Annotated in this window: 22 protein-coding genes; 6 read left to right on the forward strand and 16 right to left on the reverse strand. The window is 35.0% G+C overall.

The genetic code is table 11. The features are described 5' to 3' along the window. Window positions 1-18: 18 nt before the first annotated feature. The 7 genes from MKX39_RS13560 to MKX39_RS13590 all read right to left on the reverse strand — a co-directional run bounded on the left by MKX39_RS13560 (window position 19) and on the right by MKX39_RS13590 (window position 5,572). Window positions 19-1,026 carry an HAAS signaling domain-containing protein gene (locus tag MKX39_RS13560; protein WP_340769837.1) on the reverse strand — a complete coding sequence of 336 codons (1,008 nt, stop codon included), beginning with the start codon at window positions 1,024-1,026 and terminating at the stop codon, window positions 19-21. Next, window positions 1,013-1,360 carry a PadR family transcriptional regulator gene (locus tag MKX39_RS13565; RefSeq protein WP_340769838.1) on the reverse strand — a complete coding sequence of 116 codons (348 nt, stop codon included), beginning with the start codon at window positions 1,358-1,360 and terminating at the stop codon, window positions 1,013-1,015. The genes MKX39_RS13560 and MKX39_RS13565 overlap by 14 nt, the downstream gene beginning before the upstream one ends. Window positions 1,361-1,562: 202 nt before the next feature. Next, window positions 1,563-2,567 (reverse strand): LLM class flavin-dependent oxidoreductase, encoded by a 1,005-nt coding sequence (locus tag MKX39_RS13570; RefSeq protein ID WP_340769839.1) that lies wholly within the window; start codon window positions 2,565-2,567, stop codon window positions 1,563-1,565. A 15-nt stretch (window positions 2,568-2,582) separates the two neighbouring features. After that, window positions 2,583-2,867, reverse strand: coding sequence for a DUF3219 family protein (locus MKX39_RS13575; protein ID WP_340771450.1), 285 nt, complete (start codon window positions 2,865-2,867; stop codon window positions 2,583-2,585). A gap of 87 nt (window positions 2,868-2,954) precedes the next feature. Then, the gene (locus tag MKX39_RS13580) at window positions 2,955-3,431 is read right to left on the reverse strand and encodes a hypothetical protein (RefSeq protein WP_340769840.1); all 477 of its coding nucleotides are present in this window, start codon (window positions 3,429-3,431) and stop codon (window positions 2,955-2,957) included. 187 nt (window positions 3,432-3,618) lie between these two features. Then, a complete protein-coding gene (locus tag MKX39_RS13585) occupies window positions 3,619-3,786 on the reverse strand; it encodes a hypothetical protein (protein ID WP_340769841.1) in 168 nt (55 codons plus the stop codon). A 218-nt stretch (window positions 3,787-4,004) separates the two neighbouring features. Beyond that, a protein-coding gene (locus MKX39_RS13590; protein WP_340769842.1) for an IS3 family transposase occupies window positions 4,005-5,572 on the reverse strand; the annotation gives its coding sequence in 2 pieces (ribosomal slippage) (window positions 4,005-4,933 and window positions 4,933-5,572; 1,569 coding nt in all). A gap of 125 nt (window positions 5,573-5,697) precedes the next feature. Between MKX39_RS13590 and MKX39_RS13595 the strand changes: the two genes are divergently transcribed. Next, on the forward strand, window positions 5,698-6,123 hold the full coding sequence (locus MKX39_RS13595; protein WP_340771454.1) for a methyl-accepting chemotaxis protein: 426 nt from the start codon (window positions 5,698-5,700) through the stop codon (window positions 6,121-6,123). A gap of 585 nt (window positions 6,124-6,708) precedes the next feature. Here MKX39_RS13595 and MKX39_RS13600 read toward each other — a convergent pair. The 6 genes from MKX39_RS13600 to MKX39_RS13625 all read right to left on the reverse strand — a co-directional run bounded on the left by MKX39_RS13600 (window position 6,709) and on the right by MKX39_RS13625 (window position 10,696). Next, the gene (locus MKX39_RS13600) at window positions 6,709-7,200 is read right to left on the reverse strand and encodes a hypothetical protein (RefSeq protein ID WP_340769843.1); all 492 of its coding nucleotides are present in this window, start codon (window positions 7,198-7,200) and stop codon (window positions 6,709-6,711) included. Between the two features lie 210 nt (window positions 7,201-7,410). After that, a complete protein-coding gene (locus MKX39_RS13605; RefSeq protein ID WP_093537611.1) occupies window positions 7,411-7,755 on the reverse strand; it encodes a YciI family protein in 345 nt (114 codons plus the stop codon). A gap of 264 nt (window positions 7,756-8,019) precedes the next feature. Then, entirely contained in the window at window positions 8,020-8,682 is a 663-nt protein-coding gene (locus MKX39_RS13610; RefSeq protein WP_340769846.1) for a hypothetical protein, read from the reverse strand. A 164-nt stretch (window positions 8,683-8,846) separates the two neighbouring features. After that, entirely contained in the window at window positions 8,847-9,374 is a 528-nt protein-coding gene (locus MKX39_RS13615) for a GNAT family N-acetyltransferase (protein ID WP_340769847.1), read from the reverse strand. A 186-nt stretch (window positions 9,375-9,560) separates the two neighbouring features. Continuing rightward, complete coding sequence (locus tag MKX39_RS13620; RefSeq protein WP_340769848.1) at window positions 9,561-9,830, reverse strand: 2TM domain-containing protein; 270 nt, start codon at window positions 9,828-9,830, stop codon at window positions 9,561-9,563. A 239-nt stretch (window positions 9,831-10,069) separates the two neighbouring features. After that, window positions 10,070-10,696 carry a DUF4352 domain-containing protein gene (locus MKX39_RS13625; RefSeq protein WP_340769849.1) on the reverse strand — a complete coding sequence of 209 codons (627 nt, stop codon included), beginning with the start codon at window positions 10,694-10,696 and terminating at the stop codon, window positions 10,070-10,072. 375 nt (window positions 10,697-11,071) lie between these two features. Between MKX39_RS13625 and MKX39_RS13630 the strand changes: the two genes are divergently transcribed. Both MKX39_RS13630 and MKX39_RS13635 read left to right on the forward strand, forming a co-directional pair. Then, complete coding sequence (locus tag MKX39_RS13630; RefSeq protein WP_093537820.1) at window positions 11,072-11,656, forward strand: 2OG-Fe(II) oxygenase; 585 nt, start codon at window positions 11,072-11,074, stop codon at window positions 11,654-11,656. Window positions 11,657-11,937: 281 nt separating this feature from the next. Then, complete coding sequence (locus MKX39_RS13635) at window positions 11,938-12,198, forward strand: RtcB family protein (protein WP_340769850.1); 261 nt, start codon at window positions 11,938-11,940, stop codon at window positions 12,196-12,198. A 112-nt stretch (window positions 12,199-12,310) separates the two neighbouring features. Here MKX39_RS13635 and MKX39_RS13640 read toward each other — a convergent pair whose 3' ends face one another. Beyond that, window positions 12,311-14,407, reverse strand: a complete 2,097-nt coding sequence (locus MKX39_RS13640; RefSeq protein WP_340769851.1) for a HelD family protein — start codon at window positions 14,405-14,407, stop codon at window positions 12,311-12,313. 360 nt (window positions 14,408-14,767) lie between these two features. On the opposite strand from MKX39_RS13640, the gene MKX39_RS13650 reads away from it, so the two are divergent. Next, the gene (locus tag MKX39_RS13650; protein WP_175496292.1) at window positions 14,768-14,944 is read left to right on the forward strand and encodes a hypothetical protein; all 177 of its coding nucleotides are present in this window, start codon (window positions 14,768-14,770) and stop codon (window positions 14,942-14,944) included. Between the two features lie 76 nt (window positions 14,945-15,020). On the opposite strand, the gene MKX39_RS13655 is transcribed toward MKX39_RS13650, so the two are convergent. Both MKX39_RS13655 and MKX39_RS13660 read right to left on the reverse strand, forming a co-directional pair. Beyond that, window positions 15,021-15,359 (reverse strand): nucleotide pyrophosphohydrolase, encoded by a 339-nt coding sequence (locus tag MKX39_RS13655; RefSeq protein WP_340763131.1) that lies wholly within the window; start codon window positions 15,357-15,359, stop codon window positions 15,021-15,023. Further along, window positions 15,352-16,998 (reverse strand): DUF2075 domain-containing protein, encoded by a 1,647-nt coding sequence (locus MKX39_RS13660; RefSeq protein ID WP_340769852.1) that lies wholly within the window; start codon window positions 16,996-16,998, stop codon window positions 15,352-15,354. The genes MKX39_RS13655 and MKX39_RS13660 overlap by 8 nt, the downstream gene beginning before the upstream one ends. Window positions 16,999-17,348: 350 nt before the next feature. Between MKX39_RS13660 and MKX39_RS13665 the strand changes: the two genes are divergently transcribed. Continuing rightward, a complete protein-coding gene (locus tag MKX39_RS13665) occupies window positions 17,349-17,528 on the forward strand; it encodes a hypothetical protein (RefSeq protein WP_340769854.1) in 180 nt (59 codons plus the stop codon). Between the two features lie 245 nt (window positions 17,529-17,773). Further along, the gene (locus MKX39_RS13670) at window positions 17,774-19,282 is read left to right on the forward strand and encodes a DUF1846 domain-containing protein (protein ID WP_340769857.1); all 1,509 of its coding nucleotides are present in this window, start codon (window positions 17,774-17,776) and stop codon (window positions 19,280-19,282) included. The last annotated feature ends 390 nt before the right edge of the window (window positions 19,283-19,672 follow it).

The following is a 19,672-nucleotide window of genomic DNA, read 5'->3' on the forward strand; positions in this document are numbered from 1 at the left end:
CAAATAACCACATTTCTGTTATTTCGTATTTGCTTTTCTAAATCCTTGTACGATATCTAGAATGCTTAAAAATAACCAAAGTACAATTAAAATGATGATAAATAAGTTTTTAAGCTCAAATGATAACTGCCACAAATCCTCTAAATACATATAGAATTCTTCATTTATAAGTTGATCATTACTAATAACGATGATAAATACTATGGTAGAAACTATATTTCTTACCGTATTCATAATTGCCAATTTAGATGTCCATTGACGAAGGATGAGTTTATAAAATACAAAAGCAATTTCTATTATTAACGCAACTATTACAATTAGCCAATACGAATGTAACACTTCCTGATTAAATGTAGGGGTGATTAACTCTATTTTGCCTTGTACTTTTTCATAAACACCTAGTAAGTGACCAGCATTAAAGTAAACTGAAATAAAAATAGCAATCCACAACAGGTGACCAAATATATCTCCAGTGGAAATTTTCTTCTCTTTCGAAATAAGCGATATGCTTTTTAAATCATCAGGTGTCCATTCTGTCCAACCCGGTGTGAGTGGTGATTTGCTTTTTGAAGTATCCTTGCGTTCCAAAATGGCAAAAACGAGCGTAATCCAAAAGAATGTCTCCATTGCTGCACTGAACATACCCCAAATACCATGACCTAGGATCAAAATGATTACGTTAATAATTCCGTTAACAATGTCTTCTTCCCCACTATAAGAAATGACATTTTCCACAACAATAACTAAAAATGCGAGTATCGCCACGATTGGTATCACGATTTTCAGTAGAGTCATGTACGTATCAAAGTATCTAGGACCTATTAAATACATCGGTCGATCCGAGTATTCACTAGCAAGTGATGCTGGGTTTCCTAGATTTCCTAGAACCTCTTTTACTTCTTTCTCTTCGTATTTTTCTGGGAGCATATCTTCAATAGTTGACCTTAATTCAAGTGCAATGTCATCACGACTTTTTTCAGGAAGTCTGCGTGTCACTTCCTGTATATATATATCAATCAGGTTCATTTTCAACATCTCCTTGTAATAAGTTTTGAAGTTCCTTCGTAGATTTTTCCCATTCGGCTTTTAACTGCTCCAAAATTTCAATTCCATATTCGCTTAATACATAATACTTTCTCGGTCTACTTTCCGTTGTATCCCAGCTGCTCTCGACTAATTCCTGTTTTTCTAAGCGCCGTAGCAAAGGATATAAAGTGCTTTGCTCAATAGAAACACTCGACTTTTCTAGTAATTGCACCAAAGAGTATCCATATTGAGGTGTTCTTAGCTGGCTCAATACAGCAAGTGTCAATGTTCCTCTACGTAACTCAGTTATTAATGAACTTAACAATTTTTCCATGTTTCACCTCACTACTGTATACTATGTGTCGTACACTATCTTATACTGGGTATCATACACTATTATATAATTTATAGCAATACACTAACTCAACTAACGAAAAAATGCCCGTGAAGTTTATAAACTTCACGGGCATTTTCATCATCAGTTGGCAATACATCTTCATGTGTTTAACTTAACCTAGGGTGTGCGCTGTCCCTGGTTAATCATTAATAAGTAATTCATTTGCTATTAGTCTATAGGAGTTTCTTCTCGCTTCAGCAGAATATGTAATGGTACTTAGCATAATTTCATCTGCTTTATAGGAAGCTTGCAAATCGATTAATTTCTCTTTTACTTCCTGTGGATTACCGATGATTATATTCTTTTTCATATTATCAAGCGTAACTTTTTCTCGGTCGTCCCATTTATATTGCTGTGCCTCTTCAATAGATGGAATTCCTTTGTGTCCTTCCCCTTTAGCTTTCTGCAATTCCCATATAAGCGAACTTAACAATAACTCAATCGCTTTTTCAGTTGTTTCTGCACAAATAACAGAAACAGTTATCATCACTTGCGCTGTTTGTCCTTGTTTCCGAGGAGTAAAAGCTTCTAGATATTCCTGAATAATGGACGGTCCATCATTGTCACTCATAAATTGCCCAAATGTATAGGCCATCCCATTTTCTGCAGCGAGCAAAGCACTTTTTTTACTAGTCCCTAGAAGCCATGGAACTGGTGCTACTAACGGAATGGGAGACGCAGAAATTTTCGAGTACTCGTGGTCAGCAGGAAAATCATCATCTAGGAAATGCAGTAAATCCTTCACTAAACTAGGCATCTTATAAACATTTTGCAAATAATTATCCGATAAAGCATTGGTTGCTTCAGCTGATCCTCCCGGTGCACGCCCTATACCTACATCGATACGATTAGGAAATAATGTAGCAAGTGTATTATAAACTTCTGCCACTTTGAACGGTTTATAATGAGGCAATAACACAGCTCCCGAGCCGATTCGAATTGTACTAGTATTTGCTCCAATATAACTTAAAATCACTTCTGGAACCGAACTTGCTAAGCCAGGTAAATCATGATGTTCCGTAACCCAATAGCGAGTATACCCTAACGCCTCTCCAACTTGTGCTAACTTCAACGAATCCTTTAAAGCCTCTTGAGCTGTTTGATTGGATGAAATCGGCGATTGATCCAGAATACTTAACTTCATCTTTAAGCCCCCTTCTTATATCTCCGTCTCCAGCAAAGTCAATTTATATTCGCCCACTTGCCCTTGCTCATATAAGTTAGTAATGGAAGTTGAGTAATTCCTAATACTTCCCCGGAAAAATAATACTGCGTCTGGAACAGTAACTTCAAAAGTACCCTTATACAGTAAAGTCGCAATATCATGATAATCTTCACTTGTTACGTCAAACACTATTGAAATTTGGTGTAAACCATTTATTGTTTCTTGTTCATAATGATTTACTTTTATTAACCTATTATCTAATATTATTTCCTTTACCATTCTATCTTCTGATCTTTCGCTCATGTCCGTTACCTCCGAATGTAAGTATTGGATTTAGTGTACCATCTTCGAAGGGATTTTTAATGGTCAACGATTCGTATGGTCAATGCTTATTATAGGTTGATTTTCACTTAGTACATCAATAAGATAATCGGAGGCTATGTACAAGTGATGTTCCAGCTGAGAATCTTCCGATGTTGGTAAAGAAAGGTCAATATTCTTATACCAAGATTTGAAACTCGAATTTTCTATTTTGTAAAAGGTGGGATCATATGGGAACTTTTGCAATCCCGCGGAATCCCTTTCTTCTCGTAATTTACCAATAAGGAATTCAATATCACCTCGAGTCCATTCCTTAAGAATACGGAAATGACGAATGGCATAAAAACTAAAATCATTTTGCTTGTAGATGAATTTGAATTTCTCTTCACTATTGAACGCTGTAAAGATTAGCACAAAGTCTTCTCCGTCATATTGCAAAGAGACTAAGTTCATTTGTACTTTAAAACGATCAAATGGATTTTCCTTCAGTGGTTCCCAAATGATTAATTTGCCAGTCTCCAATTTATATTTCCTCCTCACATATAATTTATCTTACGTTCAGGCAGACCAAATAGGTGTTCACTATTACTGTTAGAATATGTTAATAGGATAGAGAACCCTTAGTTAGACTGTATATAATTTAAGCACCTTTTCCCTGCAAATAGATCAGGTAACAGGTGCTTTTTATTCGAAAAATTCTTTATGTAAATTACAGTGAATCGGTATCAGCCTTCACTGCAATTATCTTTAATTCCTTGCCATACTCTAGAGATACAGTTTTTCTAGCTTGAATAGAAGTTCTTGCTGTCACTGGTATCGATTGCATTTTGCCATTTACTTCAGCCTCCACAATAAAACACTTTGCACCGCATTTCATGGGTATCCCTCCTCTTAAATACATTATCACAAAATAGTTAAAGGTCACCGATGAAATGATTAACCAACTAATGACTATATTTATTCCAGAAAGGAGCATAAGTAAATTCCTTTGGCTATGTTAAAGGTAAAGGTTGATTTAAAAATGCATAAAAAATGAGCTGGAAAATGTATTGAACTGCCCCCTGTCAAATAGACAGTGGAAATAAATAAAAGACACTAGGCGGCTTTAGCTCTGTATTCTAAGGGACTAAGGCCGTTTAATCTTTTTTGAAATCTTTCCGTATTATAAAATTGAATATACTCATCAATAGCTTTCTTCAACTCTTCAAACGTACTGTACTTGTTTAAATGATACTTCTCACATTTCAGTGTTCCCCAAAATCCTTCCATTGGTCCATTATCAATGCACCGTCCTACTCTTGACATACTCTGTACTATTTCTGCTTTCTCTATTTTCCTTTTAAATGTAGAGGAAGTATATTGATATCCTCGGTCACTGTGAAGCAGTGGAGTTGCTCCTGCGCTAACTTCCAAAGCTAAATCAAGGGTTTTAAACACCAATGAATTATTATTGGAAGTACCTAGTAGATAGCTCACAATAGATCCATCATATAAATCCAAAATCGCACTCAAATAAGCTTTCTGTGAGACTCCGTATTTCATTTCGGTCACATCAGTCAGCCATTTTTCATTTGGCTTCTCGGAGTTGAAATTCCTGTCCAACACGTTTTCAGCCACGTGCCGTGGTGTACTTGATTTATACTTCTTGCGCTTACATCGAATAACCGCCTGGATTCCGACAATCTTCATCAGTCGGTAAACACGCTTATGGTTAATAGACTTCGATAAGGTACGTCTCAGATTCATCGTTATGCGGCGATAACCATATATACCATCCACCTTATTATGTAGAAGTAATATCTCCTTAAGAATTTCCTCATTCAACTTCTCACTTTCCGAAGGGACGCGATCAAGCCACTTATAGTAGCCAGAACGTTGAATTTTCGAGATCTCACATAAAAGAACAATGGAAAATTTCTCTTTCTCATGAAGTTCTTGAATGGCTATATATTTATCGGTCAATCGAACTTGGCTTAAGGACGTCTCTTTCAACGCCTCCTTTCTAGTTCCTCTAACTTTTTTAAAAATGCAACTTCTGCACGAAGACGCTCATTTTCCTTCACTAACTTCTTCATATCACGTTGGTACTTCTCATCGGGAGTTAATTCTAGCTCTGCCTTAGTCCGGCCGCGCCTGTCTTTAAGTCCGTCTTCTCCTTCTTTCTCAAACTTCTTTACCCATTGATACACCTGTTGATAGGAAACGTTGAACTGTTCCGACGCCTGATGATAATTTTTTCCATTCTGAAAACAGTACATAACTATTTCCAAACGTTCTTCAAGTGCAGTAGACCGACCTTTAATCATAGAGTTATTCATCCTTTTCATCTCTTTTAAACCTCTATGATCATTATAAATCTTTATCCACCTTCGTAACACTGAGCCACTGGAAATTTTGTACTTGCGTACAATCTCGGTTTGAGAATAGTTCCCGGAAAGACAGTCAAGCACCGCAGCCAGTTTCACTTCTTTAGAATACCTTTTCCATCCATTAGGATTATTAAGCCCGTCCATTCCATATGTTTGGAACTGGTAAATCCATTCTTTAATTGTTTCGTCAGAAACATTGTATTGACGACAGAAGTCTATACTTGAAGTTTTTCTATTCTCATAAGATACAATTACCTCATACTTTTGTTGTGCAGTAAAAGCACTTTTACCCATAAAAAAACCCCCAATAAGGGAAACAGATTTTTTATTATTTCATCTGTCTACCTTATTGGGAGCATATCACCATTTCAGAGCAGATTGTACAATCACTGGAACAAGCTAATAATCGTGTTGTATCTATAAAAGATGGCTCGGAAGGTCTCTCAAAAATAAGTAATGTATTGTTAGAAAAGTCCAATCGTGCTTCGGAAGAAGTGAATAATACGGATGAAGTACTAAATTTCATTAAGAGAGTCGCTGATCAAACAAATCTTTTGGGGTTAAATGCTGCTATTGAAGCAGCAAGGGCTGGTGATAAAGGTCTTGGCTTCACAGTAGTTGCTAATGAAATAAGAAAACTTTCTTTAGAAACAGTTTCTTCCACAGAAAAAATAAGACAAACATTAACTAACATCCAAAAGTCTGTGAATGAGATTACAGCTTCCATACAAGAGGTTGTTATTGTTGGACGAGACCAGGTATCCTCTACTGAAGAAATCTCTAACATCATTACCAAAATTCACTCGATGAGTAAAGAGTTAAACAAGTATGCTTCCGAATTATAAAAATAAAGAACGTATTTAAATAGAACCTCCTGACATTAATCGTTTTGATTTAGTCAGGAGGTTCTTATTTTATAATCCAACAACTGATAATAGTTTGTGTGACTGTTGTTTTTAAACACTTTCCAATGAATGCTTCCTCGCCTTCGACTTTTGTTCTTTTTATATCAACCTCTTCTGGTAAAAACAACAAAGAAATTTCCAACTATTTCATCCCAAAAATACTGTAAAAAATCCAAATCGTCTTTACTAAATAGTCTTTGAATTAAGACTTCTACCATTATTCCACCAAAAGATTGTGCATCTCTTATTCCCATAAATTTTTTTCAATCTGGTCGAATAAACTTACCAACAAGGATTTATTTGGATTACCATTTGGGAAATGAATCCATTAAAATCTGTAAATTTGCTTTTAGTCTGATACTTTGGTCTAACGCAATTATGTCTAAAAAGCCTTCCCACGAATTTGTCATATTTTCACCCATCTCCACTTCTCTTATTCAACTAAACTGCTGCTTTAGTTCAATAAGAAAAAGGCTTTACCCCTTCTTGAAGTAAAGCACCCGTTTGTTGAGTAACATTTCTTATTTAAGTATTTTGCTTAATCACTTCTTCTACGTAAGTAAGGAGATCATTGTATGGCGAGTTCCCTTTCAAAAATTGCGATACCACATTCAAAGGTAATATCACCATATCCCTCTTTTTAGAATAAAGAACACTCTGTGTTTTGCTATCACTTAACTCTTCATCAAGACTGGGAGAGTAATTAAGTACAGAATCAGACTCATACCAGTAAAAGTCTTGATTAATATAATTTTTGATAACCTCACCAATATACGCACCTATTCGAACCACAAAATTATCAAAATGCTTATTTAATAGTTCAGTACCAAAATCCGTATTTATTAATCTTTTTGCATACATATCAATATAACGAATGCTCTCAATAGTGAAGTCTAAATTTCTTTTAGTTAGGTTCTCTTTATCCCAGGAATCATCTGATACATCCCGATACATTAATTTTGCAATGCCTTTTAAATCATCTTTTTTTAATTTTGCTATATTTAAAAAACTAAACATAAGATGCGATTTCTCCTTTATCAATTGTCTACGAGTATAGCTATAATAATTATATCTCTTATTCCGCTAACCTGCTGCTTTAGTTCAATAAGAAAAAAGGCTTTACTCCTTCTTGAAGTAAAGCACTCGTTAGTGGAATGAGAAACAAAAGCCGCCAACCAATAGTTAGCTTCAGTTCTTGTTTAAAAGTTCCTCGGTAAGCTCCGACACTTAAAATACTTGACGTAATTCAATCTGACCTTCCCCATGTCCTTGCGGGTCCGGCATCCGCATGGCCCACTCGATGGCTTCTTCTCTCGACTTCACATCAATCAGAATGAACCCGGCAATCAATTCTTTCGTTTCCTTAAATGGGCCATCCGTAACCACCGGCTTTTCCCCTGGAAACGCAAGGCGAATCCCATTTGAACTTGGATGAAGTCCTTTAGCCATAACCCGTACGCCAGCCTTAACTAAATCCTCATTGTACTGATCCATAGCTTCCATGAGATCGGGGCTCGGGAGGTTTCCGGCTTCCGAATTCTTCGAGGCTTTGACAATCAACATAAACAGCATAAAAAATTTCCTCCTTCTTTTTTAGAGGTGAAAATTGACCTCTTTGTACATACAACGAATCTGCATCTTCAAAATCGACAATATTTTGCTTCCATATCTCACCTATTTATTTTCGTGTTAAATACAAAAAATCCTTTTTCTTCTTCTACTAACCTGCCGTTTTAGATGAACAAGCACTTTACTAAAGCAACCGTTAGTTTAACTATAAGGATTTTCAATTTATTAGATTGGACATTAATTTTTTACATTGCTGATTTTAAGTATTCAACGGAGTGTCTTTTGCCACATAATAAATCCATCTTCATCAAGAGCTTGTATTTTTACGGTATTTTCATCTAATCCCGATGATTTTTTATAAATACTATACCAACCATACATATTTTCATTTATCTTAAAAATGTTGGCTTCATAAACTTCTCCATTAAATGATACATGCACATCTTTAATCTCGTTATTGGTAATAATACCACCCAAAAAGTGATTAGTTATTCCATTATCATCGAACGAATTCCCCATTCCAATATAATCCCACGTAATTCCATCATCTGGCTCTAAGGTAGGGATGGTTAATAAAATCTCATACCACGGTTCCTTTGATGAAACATAAAGATGATTTCCATGTACATCTATATAAACGATAACGTACTTTGTCTCTTCAATTTCTTTATAAAGTATTTCTGTTTCTGGGTCTGAGAAATAATCCTTCGCTAAATTGGAATCAAAGATATATTTCTTTGATTCAAACAAAGAGTCTTCTAACCCTTTAATATCTTGTTTCAAATGTTCGTTCTCTTTTTCTAAATCAGTTACATCATCCTGATTAGTTGGAGTCACATCCTTATTATCAACAGGGTCTATAAAAGATAAAACTGCAATAACGAGTGCAATTATTGTAAGTCCAAAAAATATTTCGTTTCTTTTTTTCACTTCTTTTCCTCCAATAAAATCCCGTTTTTCTACATCCTAAGTAACTAAAGACCCTCCACTAAAGTACTTTCTTGTTCAACTAAACTGCTTCGTTAGTTGATTAAGAAAAAAGGCTTTACTCCTTATTGAAGTAAAGCACCCGTTAGTTGAAGAAGAATATTTATTTAATTCTTTAGTAATGAATAGACATAAGTATCATTTGCTACACCATTTTGATACATATATTTCTTCAAAACTCCCTCTTTTTGAAAGCCAATTTTAGTTAATAATTTATTAGATGCATCATTGTCAATAAATACCACGGCACCTATTCTAGTTAGATCCATAACATCAAAACCATATGAAAGAACTTTAGATACTGCTTCAAAAGTGTATCCTTTTCTCCAATGCTCTGGATGAATTTCGTAACCTATTTCTGCTCTTTTATGTTTAGGTAACCAAGCATTAAAGCCAATTGTTCCAATAATACCTTTTGTTCCTATTCTTTCAATTCCCCAACGTATGCCTCTCTTTTCAATGTAGCTTTTCGAAAAGAAATCAACGAATTTCTCTGCTTGTTCTATATTATCTAATGTTTCTTGTCCATAATAACGTGTTACATTGTCGTTAGAAAAACAAGCAAAAATACCTTCTGCATCTTCTTTGGTTAATTCTCTTAATATTAGTCGTTCTGTCTCTAATATTGGAAACATTCAATCTCTCCCAACTCATTAATTCAATGATTAACTATTCGTTTTAAACTGTAAAAATACCTTTTCAAATTCAATTCACTTTTCAACTAACCTGCGGCGTTAGATTAATGAGGATAAGTTCCTTGGAGAATACTTGTTTTAAAGTATTCTCCCAAACAAGCCCTCAATTTAGGTTTCAAAAAAAAATTATTTATCTTTCTCTATATACTCTTTAATCTTTCGTTCTTCCCACTCTGTTCCAAATTTCCCGAAGGAAAGAGTTGTCGAACCATGTATAGCAACACCTATTCCCCAGCCTACAAGTGGATATAAAAACCATAAATTACTTGGGTCAGAGATTATATTTATTAAAAAAAGCATAACGTTAACTAGTACATAGACCGTTAAATGAATATAAAACGATTTTAAATTCTCTACCCTTTTTTTAGCTCGTAAATAGTTCTCGTCTCTCTCCATCTTAAAACACTCCCCCATTACTTTTTTCTATAACTTACTTAAAGTTACCATAAATACAAAATATTAAAATGCTCTTTTAAAACTTTTATCTTGTTGAACTAACCTGCCGCGTTAGTTTAAGTGTAACACTTCACAAACTACGAAAAACCAACCCGCATCTTTAACATAGCCATTCCTTTTAATTAACGTATTAAAAAATGGTGCCTGAAGTTTCCTTCAAGCACCATCTTTTCTAAATATTATTTTGCTACTTTAATTGTTCCTTTTTCGGTTCCAAAGAAGCCAGTTGAAACTTGAACCATCAATTCAGGGTTGTTTATTACTTCATCCGTTACATCAAATGCAACAACACCATTAGCTGATAGATCAGGGTTAACTTGTTCTAGGAAGAAGTTAGTATCTTCATTAGCATAGATTGAAGCACTTCCATCAGCATCATATGTTTTTTCACCTGATAATAGTTTGAAGAATGATGTATCAGTTGTGATTGCTTCATTGCCCACGTTCTTAACAGTTACATCTAATAATAGATACGTTCCTTGTGCATTTGTTCCATATTCCCCACCTACATTTTTAGCAGTTGAAGTTGAATTAACTGTAAACTCTACATCTCCAACCTTTACAACTTCACCAATGCCGAACACTTTTTCTTCAGCTTTTTCTTTAGCAGGTGTAGCCTTTTCTGTTGAACCGGTAGCTGCTGATTCATTTTTTGGTGTTTCTTCCCCACCCAAGTTAGCAATAATTATTACCACGATTATCGCAAGAATCCAAAACCATACTTTTTTATAGAAAGGTTTTTTCAGTAATGCTTTCGCATCCTTCTTTGCTTGTTTCATTTCTTGTTTATTCATACCTGCTGCCATTCTGTTTCCTCCATAAAGTAAATTAATAAGTTTCATTTTTAATTGAAACACTATTGTTATATTATCATAACTTTTTCGTAATAAATGATGTAATAAATTCCAATATTGATTAATGATATCTCTAAAAATATTTATAATTTTTGTATATTTGCGATATATAAAAATAGTATGATAAAATATATTGAAATTAATTCCAGAAAGGAGCATAAGTTAATTCCTTTTAATTCAAATATTTTAAGGAATAGTTAACCGTTAGCATTATATTCTCACATAATAACTTACTAGCTTTGAAAATTTAATAGTCTAAGAGGAGATTTGCACTTGATAACGGACAACAAAGAGCAAACTATATTCGATCACGTTGGCAACAAAATAATGACAGATAGAGAGATTGACATAGTCACTCGTTTAGAGGAACCACTAATAGTGCTATTGGGTAATGTGTTAAGTAATGAAGAGTGCGAGGAACTAATCAGGTTGTCTAAGGACAAATTGAACCGTTCCAAAATTGGAGCGTCACGCGAAGTAAATGAACTGAGAACAAGTAGTAGTATGTTTTTCGAAGAAAGTGAAAATGAAATTGTCGCGAGAGTTGAAAAAAGAGTCTCCTCTATCATGAACATACCTATAGAACACGGAGAAGGCCTTCAAATACTCCAATATACACCCGGTCAAGAGTATAGAGCTCATAATGATTTCTTTTCATCCACTAGTAAAGCAGCAAACAATAATAGAATCAGTACACTTGTTATGTACTTAAATGATGTAGAAGAAGGTGGAGAAACTTACTTCCCTAAACTAAACTTTTCAGTAACACCCAAAAAAGGGATGGCCGTTTACTTCGAGTATTTTTATAATGATCAAAATATAAACGATTTAACTTTACATGGTGGAGCACCAGTTATAACAGGTGAGAAGTGGGTCGCAACCCAATGGATGAGAAAACAAAAAGTAAGATGAAATAGTGTTTCTTTAAATGAATAGCAGTTAAGGATTATTATTCCGACTATTTAAGCAAACTATTAAACAGTCTGAATAGTTATTCTTGTTGGAAATACCGTTCTAATTTAATAGTAACTATGATTTGATAGAAAAACCTTCTAATTCATCCTTTGAATTAGAAGGTTTTTAGCTGCCATAAAAATGCTAGACAAAAATTGATAAAATTTACGTTAAAGAAAAAGGGATTATTGCTCCTTACTCGAATGGTTACATAGGTGATAAAAAGGAGGAAGTTTGAAATGATGAAAATAATTAAAGGTAAGTTTGATACTGCAAAAGTATTTACAGAAAATATTGATGACATGACAATGGAACAGATTAAATCATTCTTAGATCAACAATTTGTAACAGGTGCCAATGTTCGCATTATGCCAGACTGCCATGCAGGAAAAGGGGCAGTTATTGGTACTACCATGAAAATAAAAAACAAAGTCGTTCCTAATCCTTTTAGCAAAGATATATGTAAATCACAACATTCATGTTTGTTTGAATTAACATGAATATTTCTACACAAGGACATGCTTTTAAAAAGTTACAGTTTCTACTCACGCTAAAATAACGCAAAAAAGAGGTCCTCTAACATCTCATAGAGTAATCCTCTTCCAACATCTATTATTTACTTTCATAAAATTCTTCTGGAATTCCTTGAATTAATGGTGATGCTTCACCAGAATAGAAAATACGTAAATCGTGGAGAGACCTCGTGCAGCCTACATATAATAATTTGGCATCATACTTTGAATCTTTATAGTGACTTGCATCCACATCGATAAGTAGCACTGCATCAAATTCCAATCCTTTAGCTAAATACACAGGAACTACTGAAATACCACCAGCGTATTTACTTTGATTTGCTTCAATGACGTTCGCATTAATCCCTGCAGTTAGTAACTTTTCATGTATCGAACGGCATTCAGCGTCTGTTCTACCTATTATCGCAATCGTCTTGAGATTTCCTTTTCCTAAATCTTGTAATACCTTCACGATTTCGTGAATTTGATCATCCGTAGCAATCACTTTCACTTTCTCACCACTACGAAAAACTGGTGTTGCAAGACCTACTGGAACTTCAGCATGCTTTATAACCTCATTTGCAAATTCGATAATTTCCTTTGTCGAACGATAGCTTCTCGTCAGTTCATAATAACCCGTTTCTTGAAACAATTCTTTAAAGTCATTCCAGTCCTCAATACCTTGATAATTATAAATTGCCTGAGACAAATCGCCCAAAATGGTAAAAGAATTTCCCAGTGTAATCTCTTTTAAAAGATAAATTTGAAATGGTGAAAAGTCTTGTGCTTCATCGATGACAACATGATGAAATTTTTGTTTGCCCTCTATTCCTATTAATTGGTGATGAATATAGAGGAGTGGTGCTAAATCTTCTACATTTACTTCTTTCTTTTGGCAATTCTTTTCTGTTTCTCGTACAAGCCCTTCTGGCAGTAGTTCTACAATTTCTTTTCGTTTCATCAAGGATGTATAAAACGATAAAGCGCTTATTTTCGGCCAGAACTTCATATATGCATTTAATCTTATATTAGCCTCTTTTTTCAATAGCTTTTTCTCATTAGTTCCTTCGACCTTTTTAAGTTCTATCTCTATCCAACGCTTGATTCGTGCAACTAATCGTTCCCTGCGCTTTGTTAATGGATAATGCTTATATTCAACCAATAACCACTTCTTAATTTCCTCTACTGTTATCTCAGCTTGATCCCAAAGTTCGAGATTCGTTGTTGGTACTAGATTTTCTTCAAATTGAATGAGACTTGTTTCAATAAATGACTTAAACTTGATTGACCCCTTCAATTTATCGAGCATCACTTTATTATTGTCACGATTAATTGAAAAAGCTTCATTCAACTTTTCTTCTGGTTGTTTTAATTTCACCGCATTATCTAAGAGTCGTAACGCCCACTCTGGAAAAGTAGTTTGTTTAATATTACCTACTCCCAGTTCAGGAAGCACACCAGAAATATAGTCTAAAAACAAACTGTTTGGTGCGAAAATGATCATTCTATCTGCTTGTAGCTGTTCACGATATTCATAGATTAAAAAAGCAAGGCGATGTAAAGCGACAGTTGTTTTTCCGCTCCCTGCAACCCCTTGGATCAATAACGGTATATTTTTCTCAGCTCGGATAATTTCATTTTGCTCAGATTGTATCGTTGAAACGATATCTTTTAATTTATTATCTTTATTTTCACCTAATCGGTATAAGAGAAATTCGTCTGTCAGGGATACATCTTCACTACCTTTTACATACGTATCCACCACACGCTCTAGTTCTCTTTTACGAATGGCTATGTTTCTTTTTAAATAGACTTCTCCTTCTACCAATCCATCAGGCGATTGATAAAAAGCCAGTTCTTCTCCACCATTGAAGGAATAAAACATACTCGCAACTGGTGCACGCCAATCAATCACTATTGGTTTCTTGGCTGCCTCATCCGAAACACCAACTTTCCCAATGTATAATGGATTTGGCTCTAAATGGCCATCCTCCCTAAAATCTAACCGACCAAAGTATGGCTCCTGTACACCAATTCGTAAGTTTTGCCGATTTAACTCCCTCATACTTTCAAGAACTTGCTCGGTATAGTTATCTCCATGATAAACTGGAATACTTTCTAGCTTGTGTATTCGGTCATCTAGTGTAGATAAAACTTCTTGCAAACTCTTTAATTCCTCTTCATATATAGTGTCCATTATGATACTCCCCCCTAAACTTTCTAAAATTTCAGTCGAGTTATAATTGTATAAAATATGTATATAAAAAGTCAATTGTTCCCTATGTTAGAAACAAACGTGGAATTTACAAAGTTTACGTTTGATTGATACTCAGTGAAGCTAGGTGAAAGCCACTACACTGAAGAAAAACCCCTAGAGTCCCGAATGACTTCTCCACAGGATATTTCTCTTCATTATTAGTTAATTTTTGATGTATAGTATTTATCCGCTAATTCTTCCTTCATCTTCTCTAAGTTCTTTTCAACAGCCTCTTCACTCGTTTTCCACTGTCATCCTTCTCCTTTTTATTTCATATAATATGGAAAAGGAGGTTTTTTAATGTTACCAGCTATACTATTACAGCTTGCTTACCTATTTATTTTCATATGGTCAGTAGCAATGCTAGTGCAAGACTTTCAAGGAACACATAAGAATTGGTTAACCGTATTGTTACACATCTCTGTTGCAATCGTATCACTAAACTACTTACTGGTTTCTCTTGGCATAAGTATCTAACCATTAAATAAGCCATGCTTACCTACGTGTAAGCATGGCTCATTTTTTTGAGGTGATGGGTCATGGAATACTCTTACTAAAATTCTGTATATTTTTTATTACTCCCGAATGACTTCTCCACAGGATATTTCTCATCATTTTTAGTTAATTTTTTATGTACTGCGCTCACAACATCAATATTAGTTTCATTAGCAAACAAAAGTGCATAAGTTATTATATCTGCTAACTCTTCCTTCATTTTCTCTAAGTTCTTTTCAACAGCCTCTTCACTCGTTTTCCACTGAAAAAGTTCCAATAGCTCACTAGCCTCAAGTGATAATGATAATGCTAAATCTTTAGGGTTATGGAATTGATGCCAGTTGCGTTCGTCTCTGAATTGCAGAATTTTTTCGCTTAGTTGCTCAAGTTCACTCATGTGTTTCACCTGCTTTTTGATATTCTAATAATTTGTTTCGTAATGCATCATCACTTGTATAAATGTATAGTCCTTTGATTCCACGCTTCATTAGAATATTGATGGAGTTAAGAACGATTTTTTCTTTTGCTTCATTTACATTGGCAATGCCTTCTGTACCTGTATAAGCACCTTTATCCATATACTTACTTGTATCAATGACAATTTCATCTTTAGCTGTATCATACTTAACAGATGGCCCGAGCACCACACCAACGTAATTTAAATCGAAACCTTGAATTGTATAAATAGACCCAGCCTCGTTTACCGTTTCTGGTTTTTCAGCCCAGGTATATTTCGTACTTGTAGTATTCCAAGGCATCTTGTACTCACCATTTGACTCGTTCACATAATAGGTACCACCATCTTTTTTATGTAAGTAATCAAATGTTGAAACCACTCGACTTAGCCCAAATTCATTGTTTTGCACCTTAATTTTTTCATGCATATCTTCCATTGTCTCAAACACTTTGAATTCATAGTTCTTGTCCTGAGGTATTGGCAATAATTGCTTATTTTTGAATGCATTAATCCAGTTGATAACATCATCATTGGCTTGCATACGGAACTGATTTGTTAATTGATACTCTTCATGATAAGTGCTTTTCCTTTTTAATTGCTCTAGGGCTGCTGCCCCCCATAAGCTTTTCAATTTCAGAACCTGACCTTGGTCGTAAATAATGACAACTACTTTTGCTAATTTTAAAAGCTCCTCCAAATGATTATTTCCATGGAAGTTATTATACGTATCTGGCTTGGTAAGTAATAAATGAGATTCGTCTACGAAAATGATATCCGCCTTTTTATTCTGTTTTTGAAGTGTATTGATTAATGGTGTTGGTTTCGCAAAGTTCTTCCCTTTTAAATGCTTCACCTGTTTCGCAATGCCTTTATACGTCTTAAACATCTCTTCATGATTTACAGCTAAATAATTTTCTGTTTGAGAAAGAGGTGAAGAAGCTTCTTCTGCCCGCTCTTGAATCGTATTAAAAATAGAGCTTAAAACAACGCTTTTACCTACTCCAGCTTCCCCCTCAATCACTAATAAGCTCCCATATTCTTCTGAGCTTACTTTTACTTGTTTCTCACAAAATTCGAGAACTTTTTCTTTTAATTCGATTTGTTCTATAGATAATTCCTTGAATGGAGACAATTTAAAAATATCTTTATTTTCGATTGTATGTAGCTCATGATTAACTAGCTTTTGGTCATATAACTTTTGCCAAATTTCTATAAATAATTGCTGATCGTAGTAAGGTTTGTTGTAGTAGTTATGAGTAAAATCGCTAGCCGTTTTACTTTTGTTTTGTAACGTATACTTTTCATCACCAAGGAAGTAATTAATAAGCTTCGTTTCCAAATGAAACGTTGCCGAACGATTAAACTTTTCGTGCTTAATCAGATTAATTTGATCTATATTTTTCCGTGCTTTTAAGTGTGCTTTCATACGATTTTTGAAATACACTGTCTCGCCTATATAAGCTTCCTTGTTACCATTTAGCACATAAATAACGGGGTAATTTAAGTATTGTTCTGTGTTGTTTATTTTGCTAATGCTTTCTTGTTTGAAAGGCCATGATATTACTTCTATTGCTGACAACGTTCCCCCTGCTTTCTACGTGTTTATTCAGATAATAGAATAAACACTTCAATAAGTCTTCTTTGTAATATTATATCAAGTCGTTAGAACTACTCAACATTGTAGTTACTCAAGCTTTTTCAACATATAGTGTTTTTGACTATATTCAAATGAAATTCAATGCAAAAAAATCTGTTACTAATGGATTTTGACTTAATCGATTTCCTACGAAACCGCAAGTATGGAGATATTGAGATTTGAACACAATCCAGAAAAAAATATATTCGAATTTAGTAAACAACTACCATATAATCCCATAAAGCGATTGCGTTATTTCGAGATGACTTTCTGACACGGAAGGGGATATGAATATGATGGATATTATTATTGATATGCTTGAAGAGGAAAATAAGAAATGTAGTGAATCACTCGAGAGGCACATCGAAAGTAAGGATAAAGTTGATTTTAAACAGTACCTCAAATATCATCATAGAGCAGGAGTTCTCATCGAATTAGCGGAACGGTGTTTGGAATCTTTAGAGAATCAATAGATAAATGGTTAAGCGGGACAACTCCTCATGCCCAAACTCCGTTACTTTGGTTGAATAGATTCATGATAAGGTCAATGTACCTTTAGAATAACCCAATCACTAAAACGGTTGGACCAGTTTTCCTTTGTCTATTTTTTTAAAAGCTATATAATGATAAAAGATGTATTTTAGTTAGTATTCACTTAAAGATTTTGTATTAGTAGGTTTAAGAGAAAGCTTAAAGTATAGAAGGCGGGCAGAAATTAATGAAAAAAGTTGGATTTGATTCGGAGAAATATTTGCAAGAACAATCTGCCTACATCTTAGAACGGGTGCAGCAGTATGATAAACTTTACTTGGAATTTGGTGGAAAATTGATAGGTGACAAACATGCCAAGCGTGTCTTGCCTGGATTTGATGAAGATGCGAAGATCAAATTATTGAATACACTGAAAGAAAATGCGGAAATCATCATCTGTGTGTACGCTGGAGACATCGAGCGGAACAAAGTCCGTGAAGATTACGGTATCACTTATGACCAAGATGTCTTGCGCTTAATCGATGAATATCGGGCATATGGCATTTCTGTCAACAGTGTGTTGCTCACTCGTTATCAAGGACAGCCAACTGCCAAAGTATTTATGAGCAAGCTTGAGAGAAGCGGAATTAGCGTCTACACCCACAGTGAAATCAAAGGTTATCCCACAAATGTGGACGCGGTCATTGGCGAGGAGGGATTTGCGATGAATCCCTATATTAAAACGACAAAGCCAATCGTGGTAGTAACGGCACCTGGGCCGGCCAGCGGTAAGCTTGCAACCTGCCTTAACCAAATGTACCACGAGAATAAACTGGGAAATAAAGTCGGCTATGCCAAGTTTGAAACTTTCCCCGTTTGGAACTTGCCATTAAAGCACCCGGTAAACATCGCTTATGAAGCGGCTACCGTCGATTTGAAAGACGTGAATATGATTGACAATTATCACTATGAAGCATACGGGACAGTAGCGATCAATTACAATCGTGATATGGAGACGTTTCCTGTCATCAAACGGATTATTGAAAGGATTACTGGTAAAGAGTCTGTTTACCGCTCACCAACCGATATGGGTGTTAATCGTCTGAAATCGGGTATCACCGACGATATGGTCGTGCAGGAAGCTGCCAGGCAGGAAATCATTCGGCGAAGTTTCAGCGTAGAGAACGACTATAAAAAAGGGCTTGCCGATGAAGATAGTGTACGCCATATGCAAGTGATTTTGGAAGAGACTGACTTAAAGAAAGAGGATCGGGTATCTGTATTGCCGGCCCGTAATTATGCGAAAGCAATCCAAGAGAGAATTGACAGCACGAATCTGCAAGCCGTAATTGCGATAGAATTACCAAATGGCGCGATGATTACCGGTCGAACGACAACTTTGATGGATGCTTCGGCAGCCGCGATTCTGAATGGGTTGAAGAAATTGGCCAATATTGCAGATGAAATTGATTTGTTGTCGCCGATGATTTTGCAGACGATTCAACGGTTAAAAACCGATGATTTGAACAGTCGAGTCCCGACACTAAGCGCCAATGAAGTGCTGATTGCACTGGCAATCAGTGCGGTCACCAACCCTACTTCTGAGTTGGCTTATAAGCAGATGCCAAATTTAAAAGACACACAAGCTCATTCTACGGTTATAATGAATAGAGAAAATGAACAGACCTTTAAAAAGCTTGGAATCGACATTACCAATGATCCGGTATATCCGACTGAAAACCTGTATTACAATTAGGTTTTGGTAAATGCCAGCCTTTTTCTTGTTATATGAAAGGCTAGGCAAATGTTTTTTTGTTTATAGAGTTAACTAAAAAGGTGTAGTCTTCTCCTTATGAGAAGACTACACCTTTTTGGATTAATGGATTAAAAATGTCAAAATCCTATCATATCAAGGGTTTTGACATCTATTGTAATCCAATGATTTCTAAAAATGGAGACGGCGGGAGTCTGCTAAATATCTTGCTGCTTCTTGAATATTTGTTGCTTCAAATAAATGCTCATCATTTTTGATAATAGTTATTGGACATGCCATTTAATGTCCTCCTTTTATGTAGTTACTCTAAAACGCACCTCGATTAAATAAAGGCTGATTGTAGTAAATTATAACATTTCTAAGTGACGATAA

The sequence above is a fragment of the Psychrobacillus sp. FSL K6-1464 genome (assembly GCF_038003145.1).
Classification (GTDB): Bacteria; Bacillota; Bacilli; order Bacillales_A; family Planococcaceae; genus Psychrobacillus; species Psychrobacillus psychrotolerans.

Excerpts from the sequence above, each read along its gene's own strand:
- MKX39_RS13635 (WP_340769850.1), top strand. The coding sequence starts at position 11,938 with ATGATGAAAATAATTAAAGGTAAGTTTGATACTGCAAAAGTATTTACA.
- MKX39_RS13670 (WP_340769857.1), top strand. The coding sequence starts at position 17,774 with ATGAAAAAAGTTGGATTTGATTCGGAGAAATATTTGCAAGAACAATCT.
- MKX39_RS13620 (WP_340769848.1), bottom strand. The coding sequence starts at position 9,830 with ATGGAGAGAGACGAGAACTATTTACGAGCTAAAAAAAGGGTAGAGAAT.
- MKX39_RS13630 (WP_093537820.1), top strand. The coding sequence starts at position 11,072 with ATGACAGATAGAGAGATTGACATAGTCACTCGTTTAGAGGAACCACTA.
- MKX39_RS13605 (WP_093537611.1), bottom strand. The coding sequence starts at position 7,755 with ATGCTGTTTATGTTGATTGTCAAAGCCTCGAAGAATTCGGAAGCCGGA.
- MKX39_RS13600 (WP_340769843.1), bottom strand. The coding sequence starts at position 7,200 with ATGTTTAGTTTTTTAAATATAGCAAAATTAAAAAAAGATGATTTAAAA.
- MKX39_RS13575 (WP_340771450.1), bottom strand. The coding sequence starts at position 2,867 with ATGGTAAAGGAAATAATATTAGATAATAGGTTAATAAAAGTAAATCAT.
- MKX39_RS13565 (WP_340769838.1), bottom strand. The coding sequence starts at position 1,360 with ATGGAAAAATTGTTAAGTTCATTAATAACTGAGTTACGTAGAGGAACA.
- MKX39_RS13625 (WP_340769849.1), bottom strand. The coding sequence starts at position 10,696 with ATGGCAGCAGGTATGAATAAACAAGAAATGAAACAAGCAAAGAAGGAT.
- MKX39_RS13585 (WP_340769841.1), bottom strand. The coding sequence starts at position 3,786 with ATGAAATGCGGTGCAAAGTGTTTTATTGTGGAGGCTGAAGTAAATGGC.
- MKX39_RS13665 (WP_340769854.1), top strand. The coding sequence starts at position 17,349 with ATGATGGATATTATTATTGATATGCTTGAAGAGGAAAATAAGAAATGT.
- MKX39_RS13570 (WP_340769839.1), bottom strand. The coding sequence starts at position 2,567 with ATGAAGTTAAGTATTCTGGATCAATCGCCGATTTCATCCAATCAAACA.
- MKX39_RS13615 (WP_340769847.1), bottom strand. The coding sequence starts at position 9,374 with ATGTTTCCAATATTAGAGACAGAACGACTAATATTAAGAGAATTAACC.
- MKX39_RS13650 (WP_175496292.1), top strand. The coding sequence starts at position 14,768 with ATGTTACCAGCTATACTATTACAGCTTGCTTACCTATTTATTTTCATA.
- MKX39_RS13560 (WP_340769837.1), bottom strand. The coding sequence starts at position 1,026 with ATGAACCTGATTGATATATATATACAGGAAGTGACACGCAGACTTCCT.
- MKX39_RS13640 (WP_340769851.1), bottom strand. The coding sequence starts at position 14,407 with ATGGACACTATATATGAAGAGGAATTAAAGAGTTTGCAAGAAGTTTTA.
- MKX39_RS13655 (WP_340763131.1), bottom strand. The coding sequence starts at position 15,359 with ATGAGTGAACTTGAGCAACTAAGCGAAAAAATTCTGCAATTCAGAGAC.